This window comes from Streptomyces sp. NPDC057280, assembly GCF_042668605.1.
Taxonomy (GTDB): Bacteria; Actinomycetota; Actinomycetes; order Streptomycetales; family Streptomycetaceae; genus Streptomyces.
This window is the reverse complement of sequence record NZ_JBHUYR010000003.1, coordinates 463,299-475,456: the sequence shown is the minus strand read 5'-3', so window position 1 is coordinate 475,456 and position 12,158 is coordinate 463,299. Positions and strand designations below refer to the sequence as shown.

Sequence of the window (12,158 nt, the reverse complement as noted above, 5' to 3'; positions counted from 1 at the left end):
CCGAGCGGTGTACCAGAAGTGACACACGGCTCGCGGGGACCGGGCGGGCCGTTCGGCATCGGCAGGTTGGGGGCTCGGGATGCACAGGCAGGGAAGCGGTTGGCGGGGTGGCTGTCGCCGCCTGACGGCGGTGGCAGGGGTGTCGGCGGCGGCTCTCGGGCTCGCACTCGGGAGCGCGGGGCCGGCGGCGGCCGGCGGTCCGACCAGCGTGCTGATCGTCTCGCCGGAGAGCGCGGAGACGGCAGCGCTGTACTACTCCGACAAGGAGTACGGCACTCTGGAGCGGCTGCTCGGCACCCCGGGCGCAGGCACCGCCAGCAAGCCGCCCGAGGCCGACCTGATCTCCGGCCCGCAGATCAACGTCACCTGGATGGTGCACGACGTATCGCCGTGGCGCGTCGACCGGGTCTACCCGGCGGCGGACGGCAAGGCGGTCTGGATCCACACCGATGCGAACTTCGACGGTGCGATGAACGGCACCTGGCACCGCGCCCAGCAGCCCGCGGTGCTCCGCGACCTGCTCAAGGACCTGGGCGTGATGGGCAAGCCCGCCGATGGCGACTCCGCCGTGGAGTATCCGCCGCCGTGGGACATGTCCGGCACGGACGCGGAAGCGACCCGGAGCCCGGACCCCGCGCTCGCCGCGGGCTCCGCGCGACCGTCAGGGCCGGGTGACGACGTCGACTGGTGGTGGGCGCTGCCAGGGATCGCGGCCGGGGTCGGCGGGACGCTGCTGATACGCCGCGCGGCGGCCCGGCAGAAGGCCGGACCGCCGCGGGAGGAACCACGTCAGGAGCTCATCGATCTGTGACCGCCCTCTGATCGACTCATCGACCCGATGGGCTGGCCGATCTTCACGAGTCGCCGTTCCTTGACAACTCAACAGGGCGTTTGTCAGCCCAGGTCGATCTCCGGGTACAGCGGGAAGCCCGCCACCAGGTCGGTCGCGCGGTGCGAGATCTCGTCGGCGACCTTGGCGTCCAGGACGTGCGCGGCCTTGGAGGGCGCACCCGACTTGGTGGTGCCCGGCTCGGTGGTGGTGAGGACGCGGTCGATGAGACCGGCGACCTCGTCCATCTCGGCGGTGCCCAGGCCGCGGGTGGTCAGGGCGGGGGTGCCGATGCGGATGCCGGAGGTGTACCAGGCGCCGTTGGGGTCGGCGGGGATCGCGTTGCGGTTGGTGACGATGCCGGAGTCGAGGAGCGCGGCCTCGGCCTGGCGGCCGGTGAGGCCGTAGGAGGTGGCGACGTCGATCAGGTTGAGGTGGTTGTCGGTGCCGCCGGTCACCAGGGTCGCGCCGCGGCGCATCAGGCCTTCCGCGAGGGCCCGGGAGTTGTCGACGATGCGCTGGGCGTAGTCCTGGAAGGCGGGCTGCCGGGCCTCCGCCAGCGCGACCGCCTTCGCGGCCATGACGTGCGGGAGCGGGCCGCCGAGGACCATCGGGCAGCCGCGGTCGACCTGGTCCTTGAGGGAGTCGTCGCACAGGACCATGCCGCCGCGCGGGCCGCGCAGCGACTTGTGGGTGGTGGTGGTGACGATCTGGGCGTGCGGGACCGGGTCGAAGTCGCCGGTCAGCACCTTGCCCGCGACGAGACCGGCGAAGTGCGCCATGTCCACCATCAGGGTCGCCCCGACCTCGTCGGCGATCTCGCGCATGATGCGGAAGTTCACCAGACGGGGGTAGGCGGAGTAGCCGGCGACGATGATGAGCGGCTTGAAGTCACGGGCGGAGACGCGCAGCGCCTCGTAGTCGATCAGGCCGGTCGCCGGGTCGGTGCCGTAGGAGCGCTGGTCGAACATCTTGCCGGAGATGTTGGGGCGGAAGCCGTGGGTGAGGTGGCCGCCGGCGTCCAGGGACATGCCGAGCATGCGCTGATTGCCGAAGGCCCGGCGGAGTTCGGCCCAGTCGGCGTCGGTGAGGTCGTTGACCTGGCGGGCGCCGGTCTTCTCCAGGAACGGCGACTCGACGCGGTCGGCGAGGACGGACCAGAAGGCGACGAGGTTGGCGTCGATGCCGGAGTGCGGCTGGACGTAGGCGTGGCGGGCGCCGAAGAGTTCCTTGGCGTGCTCGGCGGCGAGGGACTCGACGGTGTCGACGTTGCGACAGCCGGCGTAGAAGCGGCGGCCGATGGTGCCCTCGGCGTACTTGTCGCTGAACCAGTTGCCCATGGCCAGGAGGGTGGCCGGGGAGGCGTAGTTCTCGGAGGCGATCAGCTTGAGCATCTCGCGCTGGTCGTGGACCTCCTGGCCGATGGCGTCGGCGACGCGCGGCTCGACCGCGCGGATCACGTCGAGGGCGGCGCGAAAGGCGGTGGACTCGCTGGACAGGGGCTGCTGCTCTGACATGTCGTCGGCCTCCGGATGGCGTGGCGGGTTGCGGTCACGATTCACGGTTCGGCCCAGGCGCACGGCACTCGGTCATTCACAGGCCGCTCCCCGATGGTCCGTCCCATCCCAGCGCGCCAGTCACGGCCTGCCGGTCAGCCTACCGGGCGCGTCGGACGGCGGAGGTGCCGCGTCCACCATGCGAGCGACCATGGAAGGGGGCCGTCCTCACTCCTGGGAGTGCCCGTGAACACCACGGAGAAGCTCATCGCCTCGGCCGAAGCCCACACCGCGCACACCTATCACCCGCTGCCCGTGGTCGTGGCCACGGCGGACGGGGCGTGGCTGACGGATGTGGAGGGGAGGCGGTATCTGGATCTGCTGGCCGGCTATTCGGCGCTCAACTTCGGCCATCGCAACCGGCGGCTGGTCGATGTGGCGAAGGCGCAGCTGGAGCGGGTGACGTTGACGAGCCGGGCCTTCCATCACGACCGGTTCGCCGCGTTCTGCTCCGAGTTGGCCGAGCTGTGCGGGATGGAGATGGTGCTGCCGATGAACACCGGCGCGGAGGCGGTGGAGACGGCGGTGAAGACCGCTCGGAAGTGGGGCTACCGGGTCAAGGGCGTGCCCGCGGAGATGGCGAAGATCGTGGTGGCGGGGAACAACTTCCACGGCCGCACCACCACGCTGATCAGCTTCTCCACCGACCCCGAGGCGCGTGCGGACTACGGTCCGTACACGCCCGGCTTCGAGATCGTGCCGTTCGGTGATCTGACGGCGATGCGCTCGGCGGTCACGGAGAACACGGTGGCTGTGCTGCTGGAGCCGATCCAGGGCGAGGCGGGAGTTCTGGTCCCGCCGGCCGGCTACCTCCCCGCGGTCCGGGAGCTGACCCGCGAGCGGGATGTGCTGTTCATCGCGGACGAGATCCAGTCGGGCCTGGGCCGGACCGGGCGGACGTTCGCCTGCGAGCACGAGCAGGTGGTCCCGGACATGTACGTCCTCGGCAAGGCGCTGGGCGGCGGGGTCGTGCCGGTCTCGGCGGTGGTGTCGAGCGCCGAGGTCCTGGGGGTGTTCCGGCCCGGCGAACACGGTTCGACGTTCGGTGGCAACCCCCTGGCCTGCGCGGTCGCGCTGGAGGTGATCGCCATGCTGCGGACCGGCGAGTACCAGGCTCGCGCGGCCGACTTGGGCGCCCGTCTCCACCGCGAGCTACGGCAGTTGACCGCCGCCGGAAGCGCGACAGCGGTACGCGGCCGGGGTCTGTGGGCGGGCGTGGACATCGCCCCCGCCCACGGGACGGGCCGGGAGATCTCCGAGAAGCTGATGCACCGAGGCGTACTCGTCAAGGACACCCACGGGCCGACGATCCGCATCGCTCCGCCGCTGATGATCAGCGAGGAGGATCTGGACTGGGGGCTGGCTCAGCTGACGGCAGTGCTTCGCCGGGCGGTCACACCGGCTTTCGGCCCCAGGCGATGACCATGAAGTTGGGGAGGTAGGCGGCGCCTTGGCTCTTCGTCAGGGTGATGACGTCCTCGATGTCCATGTCGCTCACCTCGCCGGTGGCCAGGAGGCGCGGGCGCAGTGAGCGGAGGGTGAGCGGGAGGAAGGCCGCGTCGCCGCCGGTGAGGACCGGGGCGTGGACCTGGGCGCCGACCTCGGTCAGGCCGGCGTCCGTCAGGGCCTGGGACAGGCGGCGACCGGTGCCGGGGGCCACGTCGGCGCCGCCGAAGGCGGCGCGGAGGGCGCGGCCGAGGCGTTCGGCCGCGCCGGTGTAGCCGGGCGGGAAGTAGCAGGCGGCGGGGTCCATCGGGCCGTCGATGTCGAAGCCCTCAATGCCGAGGCCCTCGATGCGGCCGTCCTCACTGCCGAAGTCCTGACTGCCGAAGTCCTGACTGCCGGAGTCCTGACTGCCGGAGTCCTCGATGTCGAAGTCCTCGATGACCACCCAGCCGCCGGGGCGGGTCGCCGCGGCCAGTCGGCGCAGTGCCTCGTCGCGGTCGGGGAGGTGTTCGATCACGGCCCGGGCGTGGACGAGGTCGAAGGAGGCGTCGGGGAGGTCGTCCGTGCGCAGATCGTGGGCGCGGATCTCCAGGTTGGACAGGCCGTGGGCGTTGGCGAAGCGGGTGTCGACGTCGGTGGCGAGCACCCGCCCGGCATCGCCGACCTGCTGGGCCAGCCAGCGTGCGATGCTGCCGGCGCCGCAGCCCACCTCCAGGCAGTGCCAGCCGCCGGTGACTCCCAGCTCGGTCAGGCGGTGGCGGCTCTGGCTGTCGTAGATCTCCTCCAGCGCCAGCAGCCGCCCGTGTTCCCGCTCCCAGGACGTGTCGACGGCGTATCCGCTCTCCATCGTGGCCGTGTCGCCCACCGATCGCCCCTCTCCGTTGGTCGTGGGCCGATCATTGTGTCGCGTCAGAGAATCACGTGCGGCAGAAAGCGCGCGTATTCGTCGGTCACCGGTCCGGCCGACTCGCGGATGCCGAGACCCGCCGACTCGTCCTCGACGACCCAGGCGCCCAGGACGACACGGTTGCCGTCGAAGTCGGGCAGCGGCGCCAACTCCTGGTAGCAGCAGGCCTCTTCACGCAGGACAGGGGCGGTGCCCGTGGTGTCCGGGGCGTGGAGGGTGACGCCGGCGCCCTCGCGGCCGAGCAGTGGTTTGGCCACGTAGCCCGTCGTCGTCGCGAGCTCCCTCGGCCCGTCGAGGTAGGCGGGGAGGAGGTTCGGATGGCCGGGGTAGAGCTCCCAGAGAATGGCCAGAAGTGCCTTGTTGCTCAGGAGCATCTTCCACGCGGGCTCGATCCACAGGGTGGTGCCGGTGCCGCCGCCGTTGTCCAGGGTGCCGAGGACGTGGTCGGCGAAGCGGTCGGTGGTCAGCCACTCCCACGGGTAGAGCTTGAAGCAGCTGCGGATGAAGCGGAGTTGCTGGTCGACGAAGCGGCCGGAGAGGCGGTCCCAGCCGATCTCCTCCATGGAGATCCAGGCGGTGTCGAGGCCGGCCTGCTCAGCGGTCTCCTGGAGGTAGGCGACCGTCATCAGGTCCTCGCCGAGTTCGTCGGCGGAGGAGTACGCGAAGTACAGCGGGCTGCCCGGCGGGAGCAGCGCGGCCTGCTTCTTCCAGGCGGCGACGAGGCGTTCGTGCAGGGAGTTCCACTGGTCGGCGCCGGGGAAGCGCTCTTCCATCCAGAACCACTGCGGGGAGGCGGCCTCGACGAGGGAGGTGGGGGTGTCGGCGTTGTACTCCAGCAGCTTGGCCGGGCCGCCGCCGTCGTAGCGGAGGTCGAAGCGGCCGTAGACGGAGGGGAGTTCGGCGCGGCGGCGCCAGGCCTCGGCGACCGCGTCGGCGACGCGCAGGTCGGTGATGCCGAGGTCGGCGAAGCGGTTCGCGGTGACGATGTGGTCCGCCGCCGCCAGGCACATCCGGTGGAGCTCCTCGACCACGTCCTCCAGGGCCTCGACCTCCTCCAGGGAGAAGGCGTAGTAGGCGCTCTCGTCCCAGTAGGGGCGCAGGGAGTCGTCGGGGTAGCGGGTGAGCGGGTAGATGAGGCCCTGTTCCTCGACGGTCTGCTGCCAGCCGGGGCGGGGCTCGATGGTGCGGCGTTCCATGGCGTCTCTCTGGGGCCTGTCCGGGCGTCCGTGGGTCCGGGCTCAGCCGCCGCCGCTGCCGCCGGAGCAGCCGAAGCCGCCGCGGTCGACGGCCTCGCTCTTGCTGAAGGTGCCGTAGTCGGCGCGGCCGTTGCTGACATCGGCGTCGTAGTACCAGGCGGCGTCGGCGGTCCTGCCGGTGCCCGACTTCTTCTTGCCGCCCTTGGCCGAGGAGGAGCCGGAGCTGCCGGTGTTGCAGTTCTTGTCGGCGACGACCTTGTAGCCCTCGTAGGTGTAGCTGTCGCGGTCGACGCAGCGGCGGTCGGGATCGGAGCCGCAGGAGGTGAGTGCCGCCGCGACGACTCCCATGCCGCCGAGCACGACCGTGCTGGAGCGCAGCCGTCGCCGAGTTTCCGCCATGTTCCCTGTCTCCCCCGTGGTGCGTTGGGCCGTTGTCCGGCGGTCAGCCTAGAGATCGGTGAGAGTGCCCGTGCAGCCACCCCGTCCGTCTTCACCGCTCCCCTACAGTCGCTATGTGCTCTTTGGGATGGTGTGTGCGCTCGGTGCGGCGGTCTGTTTCGGTACGGCGACGGTGTTGCAGGCGGTTGCCGCACGGGCGGCGGCCGGCGCGGGTGGGGGCGGGGAGGCGGCGCTGCTGCTGCGGGCGGTTCGGCAGTGGCGGTATGTGGCGGGGCTGGGCCTGGACGGGCTGGGGTTCGTGCTGCAGATCGTGGCGCTGCGGTCGGTTCCGATCTACGCGGTCGGGGCGGCGCTGGCGTCGAGCCTCGCGGTGACGGCGGTGGTCGCGGCGCGGTTGCTGCGGGTGCGGTTGAGCGGGGCGGAGTGGGCGGCGGTGGCGGTGGTGTGTGCCGGGCTCGCGATGCTGGGAGTGGCGTCCGGGACGGAGGGGGAGCTGGGCGGGCCGGCGGCGCTGAAGTGGGTGATGCTCGCGGTGGCTGTGGGGGTGCTGCTGCTCGGGCTCGCGGGTGGGCGGCTGTCCGGGCGCTGGCGTGGTCCGGTGCTCGGGCTGGGGGCGGGGTTCGGGTTCGGGGTCGTCGAGGTGTCGGTGCGGTTGCTCGACTCGCTCGACCCGTCGTCGCTGCTCACGCATCCGGCGACGTATGCGCTGCTCATCGGCGGGGGCGCCGCGTTCCTCTGTCTGACGTCGGCGCTGCAGCGGGGTTCGGTGACGACGGCGACCGCGGCGATGGTGATCGGGGAGACGGTCGGACCCGCGCTGGTGGGGGTGGTGTGGCTCGGGGACCGTACGAGGGAGGGGCTGGGGTGGCTGGCGGTGCTGGGGTTCCTGGTGGCGGTGGCCGGCGCGCTGGGGTTGGCGCGGTTCGGGGAGGCGCCTGCGTCCGGCGGTGAGGCCGAGATGGGTGCGGCGGTGTCCGGGTGACCGGCTCGGGGACGGCACCTTGGCCCACCCCGCCGGGCAACTGACTCAGGGACAGCGCCTCGCCCCACCCCGCCGGGCAACTGACTCAGGGACAGCGCCTCGCCCCACCCCGCCGGGCACCGCGTCGGCAGTCGGCGAGCGGGCCCCTACGGCATCGCCCTGCACAACGCCTCCAGCGCGCCCGTCCACCCGCTGTCCGGCGGGGTGCCGTAGCCGACGACCACCGCGTCCAGGCCGTCGGGGCGGGCGTCGGGGTGGCGGAAGTAGGAGAGGCCATGGAGGGCCACGCCCTGCCAGGCGGCGGACTGGACGACGGAGTGTTCGGTGCCGGGCGGGAGGCGGAGGACGGCGTGGAGGCCGGCGGCGATGCCGGTGATGTGGACGTCGGGGGCCTCGGCGGTGAGGGCGGTGAGCAGGGCGTCCCGGCGGCGGCGGTAGCGGAGCCGGGAGGCGCGGACATGGCGGTCGTAGGCGCCGGAGGTGAGGAACTCCGCCAGGGTCAGCTGGTCCAGGGCGCTGGAGGTGTCGACCTTGCCCTTCGCCGCCGCGGTCTGCGCCGCCAGGGACGGGGGCAGCACCATCCAGGCCAGCCGGAGGCCGGGGGCCAGGGCCTTGCTCGCGGTGCCGAGGTAGACGACTCGGTCGGGGTCGAGGCCCTGGAGGGCGCCGACGGGCTGGCGGTCGTAGCGGAACTCGCCGTCGTAGTCGTCCTCCAGGATCAGGCCGCCGGTGCGGCGTGCCCAGTCGACCACCGCGGTGCGCCGGTCCCGGTGGAGCGGGAGGCCCATCGGGAACTGGTGGGCCGAGGTGAGCAGGACGGCGCCCGCGTCGCCGAGGTCCGCCGGGTCGGTGCCCCGGTCGTCGTAGGGCAGGGGCGGAGTGCGCAGACCGGCTTGCGTGAGCTGGTTCCAGTGCGCGTCGAGGCCGTAGGACTCCACGGCGACGGTGTGGACGCCGCGGGCCCGCAGGACCGTGCCGAGCAGACGCAGGCCGTGGGCGATGCCCGAGCACACCAGGATGCGGTCGGGGTCGGCGCGGACGCCGCGGGCGCGGGCGAGGTAGCCGGCGAGGGCGGCGCGCAGTTCGGGGCGGCCGCGGGGGTCGCCGTAGCCGAGGGCGTGGTGCGGGGCCGCGAGGAGGGCGCGGCGGGCGGCCTTGAGCCACTCGGCGCGGGGGAAGGCGGCCAGGTCGGGGGTTCCGGGGCGGAAATCGTGGGTGGGCCGGTGCGGGGCGCGGGGGCCCGGGCCGCCCGTGGGCGGAGGCGGGGGCGTCACCGTGCCTTCCGCGACCCTCGTGCCCGAGCCCTGCCGGGCGGTGAGCCAGCCTTCGGCGACCAGGTCGGCGTAGGCGTCGGCGACGGTGTTGCGGGCGATGCCCAGGTCGGTGGCGAGGCTGCGGGAGGAGGGCAGCCGGGTGCCCGGGGCCAGGCGGCCGGTGCGGACCGCCTCGCGCAGGGCGTCGGTCAGGCCCCGGCGCAGGTGTGGGCCGGTGGGTTCCAGATGGAGGTCGACACCCAAAGTGGCCCATGAATTCGCCATGGGAATGGACCATACCGGTGGGCTGCCTCGAATCTAGGGTCGAGGACATGACGACGCACACCGACGACAGGACACCCACCGACCACACCGGCCACGCCACCGTGGGCTACGCCCCCGAGCACACCCCGCGCCTCGCCTGGGCCGAGCAGGCTCCCGAGGTCTTCAAGGCGATGATCCGGCTCGACGCCGCGGCCCGGAAGGGCCTCGACCCCAAGCTGCTGGAGCTGGTGAAGGTCCGCGCCTCGCAGATCAACCGCTGCGCGCTCTGCGTCGACATGCACAGCAAGGACGCGCTGGCGGCGGGCGAGAGCGTGGAGCGGATCGTGCAGCTCAGCGCGTGGGAGGAGTCGGAGCACTTCTACACCGAGCGGGAGCTGGCGGCGCTGGCGCTGACGGAGGCGGTGACCGTGCTGACCGACGGGTTCGTGCCGGACGCGGTGTACGAGCGGGCGGCGGCGCACTTCGAGGACGCCGAGCTGGCGCAGCTGATCGCGGCGATCACGGTGATCAACGCGTGGAACCGGTTCGGGGTGACCTGCCGGCTCGTGCCCGGGCACTACCAGCCGGGACACAAGTGACGGCGCGTACGCGGCTGCTGGACACTTCGGTCGCGCAGGCCATGTCCGCGCTCAGCGCCGCCGCGAAGAGAGGCCTCGGGGACCCCGCGCTCGCCGAACTCGTCGTGATCCGGGCCTCGCAGCTCAACCACTGCGCGTTCTGCCTCGACATGCATCTGCGCATCGCCCGCGAACACGGGGTGCCGGAGCGGCAGTTGGATCTGCTGGCCGCCTGGGAGGAGGCCGAGGGGGTCTTCGACGAGCGGGAGCGGGCGGCGCTCGCGCTGACGGAGGCGGTGACCGTCCTGACGGACGGATTCGTGCCGGACGAGGTGTACGAGACGGCCGCCAAGCATTTCGACGACGCGGAACTCGCCCATCTGATCGGGCTGGTCGTCGCCATCAACAACTGGAACCGGGTGATGGTGAGCCGCCGTATTCCGCCGGGAGGTCACACACCATGAGCGTCGGAGGGGCACCCGTCATGAGCAAGGTCGAGATCTTCCGCCGACTCCATCGGCGACAGGCCGCGGACGACCCGCTCGTCCTGCCGGGACCGTGGGACGCCGCCAGCGCCCGGGTGTTCGCCGAGGCCGGCTACCCGGCGCTCGCGACGCCCAGCGCGGGGGTCGCCGCCTCGCTGGGCCATGAGGACGGGCAGACCCCGGCCGAAGAGATGTTCGCGGCGGTCGCGCGGATCACCCGCGCGGTGGACGTACCGGTCTCGGCGGACGTCGAGGGCGGGTACGGGCTGGCTCCCAAGGAGCTGGTGGAGCGGCTGCTGGAGGCGGGTGCCGTGGGCTGCAACCTTGAGGACTCCAACGGGGGTGTCCTCAAGGACCCGCACCGGCATGCCGAGTGGCTCGCCGAGGTGCGCTACGCGGCGGGGGGCGAGCTCTTCGTCAACGCCCGTATCGACACCTTCCTGCATGGGAACGGTGATCCCGAACAGGCCATCGAGCGGGCCGCGTTGTACACGGCGGCCGGCGCCGACTGCGTGTATCCGATCATGGCCCCGACGGACGTACTGCCGCTGCTGCGGTCCGGGATCCACGGGCCGGTGAACGTGATCGCGAAGGTCGGCGCGGGCCCCTCGCCCGCCGAACTGGGCGAACTCGGGGCCACCCGCGTCACGTTCGGGCCGCACCTTCAGCGGCGGGCGAGCGCGATCCTCTACGACTTGGTGGAGGAGATGCGCTGACGGGCAAGCAGCCTCGTCACCCTCAGAAGCGGACCTCCGGCGTGCGGTAGACCTTGCCGTTGCTCATCTGCCAGCCGGAGGCTCCGGTGCGGGACCCCTTGGGGCACTGGAACCACGACGAGGTGTAGGTGTCGTAGCCGTCGATCCTGCCGTCCTTGAACACCTTCGGGCTCTGTCCGTCGGGGCCGAAGCACGTCACGCCGAACTTGCCGGTGGCGGACCTGGAGGTGGTGTTGGAGAACTTGACCTTGACCTTGGTCCCCGACTTGGTGATGCACCGCTTGGTCAGCTTTCCGCTGCAGTGCCACGTGGTGGCGGCGTCCGCGGACGGGGCGGCCAGCCCGAGAAGCGAGAACGTGGTGAGGGCGGCCAGGGAGAGAGAAGCGATCTTCTTCATGTGCCTCAGCTCACCAGAGGATGCGGGCCACGACGAAATCGGTTTCGCCCGGATGACGCCGATTCACGACACCCTCTCGACGGATCTCCCCAAAGGGAACACACGGAGATAACCGTCGCTTGACCGACCTAACAGACCTCCAACAAGACAACAGATCCCCAACAGGACACCGGATCCCCGACGGGGACTTCAGGAGAGCCACGTCCGCCACGTGGACTCATGGCCCCGCACCCACTTCTCCGCCGCCTGCTCCGGCGTCAGCTTCTGGTCGGCGATCATCAGGGCCACCTCGTTCTGGTCCTCGGTCGTCCACCGGAACTTCTTCAGGAAGGCGGCGGCCTTCCCGCCGGAGCGGGCGAAGTCGGAGTTGAGGTACTTCTCCAGCGGGGTGTGGGGGTAGGCGCAGGCGACCTTCGCGGGGTCGGCGTCGCAGCCCTCCTTGTAGGCGGGAAGCTTCACCTCGGTCATGGGGACCTTCTTGAACAGCCACTGCGGCGCGTACCAGTAGGTGAGGAAGGGCTTCCTCTCCTTGGCGAACTGCCTGATCTGGGTGATCTGGGCGGCCTCGGAGCCGGCGAAGACGACCTGGTAGTCCAGGTCCAGGTTGGCCACGAGCGCCTTGTCGTTGGTGACGTACGACGGGGAGCCGTCCATGAGCTGGCCCTTGCCGCCGCTCTCCGCGGTGCGCATGAGGTCGGCGTACTTGTTGAGGTTCTTCCAGTGGGTGACGTCCGGGTGCTGCCGGGCGAAGTACGTGGGGACGTACCAGCCGATGTGCCCGGTCACGCCGAGTTCGCCGCCGCGGGTGATGGTCTTCTTGTCGTCGACGTAGCGCTGTTCCTGTTCGGGGTGGCCCCAGTCCTCCAGGATCGCGTCGACCCGGCCCTGGCTGAGGGCGTCCCAGGCGGGGACCTCGTCGACCTGCACGGTGTCGACGCGGTAGCCGAGCTCGTGCTCCAGGAGGTACTGGGCGACGGCCACGTTGGCCTGGGCGCCGACCCAGGACTGGACGGAGAGGGTCACCGTCTTCGAGCCCTGGGCGTTCGCGAACGGCGAGGCCTGCTTGGTCATGTCGGCGGCGCCGCAGCCGGTGAGCAGCAGCAGCGAGGCGACCGCGGCGGTCGTACAGACGCGGGTACGGATACGCATG

General features: G+C 71.5%; 13 protein-coding genes and 1 riboswitch. Of the genes, 6 read left to right on the top strand and 7 right to left on the bottom strand.

Features of this window, described 5'->3' with window-relative positions:
- Window positions 1-130 precede the first annotated feature (130 nt).
- Window positions 131-811, top strand: a complete 681-nt coding sequence (locus ACFUO4_RS20675) for a hypothetical protein (RefSeq protein ID WP_383486674.1) — start codon at window positions 131-133, stop codon at window positions 809-811.
- Between the two features lie 83 nt (window positions 812-894).
- Here the strand turns inward: ACFUO4_RS20675 and ACFUO4_RS20670 are convergent, their stop codons facing one another.
- Window positions 895-2,346, bottom strand: coding sequence for a glycine hydroxymethyltransferase (locus tag ACFUO4_RS20670; protein WP_383486671.1), 1,452 nt, complete (start codon window positions 2,344-2,346; stop codon window positions 895-897).
- Window positions 2,347-2,390: 44 nt separating this feature from the next.
- Window positions 2,391-2,480, bottom strand: a riboswitch (ZMP/ZTP riboswitch).
- A gap of 91 nt (window positions 2,481-2,571) precedes the next feature.
- Between ACFUO4_RS20670 and rocD the strand changes: the two genes are divergently transcribed.
- Window positions 2,572-3,807: an ornithine--oxo-acid transaminase gene (rocD, locus tag ACFUO4_RS20665; protein WP_383486669.1), complete on the top strand. Its 1,236-nt coding sequence runs from the start codon at window positions 2,572-2,574 to the stop codon at window positions 3,805-3,807.
- Here the strand turns inward: rocD and ACFUO4_RS20660 are convergent.
- The 3 genes from ACFUO4_RS20660 to ACFUO4_RS20650 are packed head-to-tail and all read right to left on the bottom strand — an operon-like array spanning window position 3,779 to window position 6,333.
- On the bottom strand, window positions 3,779-4,696 hold the full coding sequence (locus ACFUO4_RS20660; RefSeq protein ID WP_383486667.1) for a class I SAM-dependent methyltransferase: 918 nt from the start codon (window positions 4,694-4,696) through the stop codon (window positions 3,779-3,781). The genes rocD and ACFUO4_RS20660 overlap by 29 nt on opposite strands.
- 44 nt (window positions 4,697-4,740) lie before the next feature.
- Complete coding sequence (locus ACFUO4_RS20655) at window positions 4,741-5,934, bottom strand: glutathionylspermidine synthase family protein (protein WP_383486664.1); 1,194 nt, start codon at window positions 5,932-5,934, stop codon at window positions 4,741-4,743.
- Window positions 5,935-5,976: 42 nt separating this feature from the next.
- Window positions 5,977-6,333, bottom strand: a complete 357-nt coding sequence (locus ACFUO4_RS20650) for a hypothetical protein (RefSeq protein ID WP_383486661.1) — start codon at window positions 6,331-6,333, stop codon at window positions 5,977-5,979.
- A gap of 127 nt (window positions 6,334-6,460) precedes the next feature.
- On the opposite strand from ACFUO4_RS20650, the gene ACFUO4_RS20645 reads away from it, so the two are divergent.
- Window positions 6,461-7,315, top strand: coding sequence for a hypothetical protein (locus tag ACFUO4_RS20645; protein ID WP_383487871.1), 855 nt, complete (start codon window positions 6,461-6,463; stop codon window positions 7,313-7,315).
- A gap of 146 nt (window positions 7,316-7,461) precedes the next feature.
- On the opposite strand, the gene ACFUO4_RS20640 is transcribed toward ACFUO4_RS20645, so the two are convergent.
- Complete coding sequence (locus ACFUO4_RS20640) at window positions 7,462-8,853, bottom strand: PLP-dependent aminotransferase family protein (RefSeq protein ID WP_383486659.1); 1,392 nt, start codon at window positions 8,851-8,853, stop codon at window positions 7,462-7,464.
- 47 nt (window positions 8,854-8,900) lie between these two features.
- Between ACFUO4_RS20640 and ACFUO4_RS20635 the strand changes: the two genes are divergently transcribed.
- Genes ACFUO4_RS20635 through ACFUO4_RS20625 form a run of 3 tightly spaced genes read left to right on the top strand, consistent with a single transcriptional unit; the run spans window position 8,901 to window position 10,611 of the window.
- Entirely contained in the window at window positions 8,901-9,431 is a 531-nt protein-coding gene (locus tag ACFUO4_RS20635; protein ID WP_079311878.1) for a carboxymuconolactone decarboxylase family protein, read from the top strand.
- Complete coding sequence (locus ACFUO4_RS20630; RefSeq protein ID WP_079311877.1) at window positions 9,428-9,874, top strand: carboxymuconolactone decarboxylase family protein; 447 nt, start codon at window positions 9,428-9,430, stop codon at window positions 9,872-9,874. The genes ACFUO4_RS20635 and ACFUO4_RS20630 overlap by 4 nt, the downstream gene beginning before the upstream one ends.
- Window positions 9,875-9,894: 20 nt before the next feature.
- Window positions 9,895-10,611: an isocitrate lyase/phosphoenolpyruvate mutase family protein gene (locus ACFUO4_RS20625; protein WP_383486655.1), complete on the top strand. Its 717-nt coding sequence runs from the start codon at window positions 9,895-9,897 to the stop codon at window positions 10,609-10,611.
- Window positions 10,612-10,633: 22 nt separating this feature from the next.
- On the opposite strand, the gene ACFUO4_RS20620 is transcribed toward ACFUO4_RS20625, so the two are convergent.
- A complete protein-coding gene (locus ACFUO4_RS20620) occupies window positions 10,634-11,008 on the bottom strand; it encodes a hypothetical protein (protein ID WP_383486652.1) in 375 nt (124 codons plus the stop codon).
- Window positions 11,009-11,197: 189 nt separating this feature from the next.
- On the bottom strand, window positions 11,198-12,157 hold the full coding sequence (locus ACFUO4_RS20615; protein WP_383486649.1) for an ABC transporter substrate-binding protein: 960 nt from the start codon (window positions 12,155-12,157) through the stop codon (window positions 11,198-11,200).
- Window position 12,158 lies beyond the last annotated feature (1 nt).

Excerpts from the sequence above, each read along its gene's own strand:
- ACFUO4_RS20670 (WP_383486671.1), bottom strand. The coding sequence starts at position 2,346 with ATGTCAGAGCAGCAGCCCCTGTCCAGCGAGTCCACCGCCTTTCGCGCC.
- ACFUO4_RS20655 (WP_383486664.1), bottom strand. The coding sequence starts at position 5,934 with ATGGAACGCCGCACCATCGAGCCCCGCCCCGGCTGGCAGCAGACCGTC.
- ACFUO4_RS20650 (WP_383486661.1), bottom strand. The coding sequence starts at position 6,333 with ATGGCGGAAACTCGGCGACGGCTGCGCTCCAGCACGGTCGTGCTCGGC.
- ACFUO4_RS20645 (WP_383487871.1), top strand. The coding sequence starts at position 6,461 with ATGGTGTGTGCGCTCGGTGCGGCGGTCTGTTTCGGTACGGCGACGGTG.
- ACFUO4_RS20640 (WP_383486659.1), bottom strand. The coding sequence starts at position 8,853 with ATGGCGAATTCATGGGCCACTTTGGGTGTCGACCTCCATCTGGAACCC.
- ACFUO4_RS20635 (WP_079311878.1), top strand. The coding sequence starts at position 8,901 with ATGACGACGCACACCGACGACAGGACACCCACCGACCACACCGGCCAC.
- ACFUO4_RS20625 (WP_383486655.1), top strand. The coding sequence starts at position 9,895 with ATGAGCAAGGTCGAGATCTTCCGCCGACTCCATCGGCGACAGGCCGCG.
- ACFUO4_RS20620 (WP_383486652.1), bottom strand. The coding sequence starts at position 11,008 with ATGAAGAAGATCGCTTCTCTCTCCCTGGCCGCCCTCACCACGTTCTCG.
- ACFUO4_RS20615 (WP_383486649.1), bottom strand. The coding sequence starts at position 12,157 with ATGCGTATCCGTACCCGCGTCTGTACGACCGCCGCGGTCGCCTCGCTG.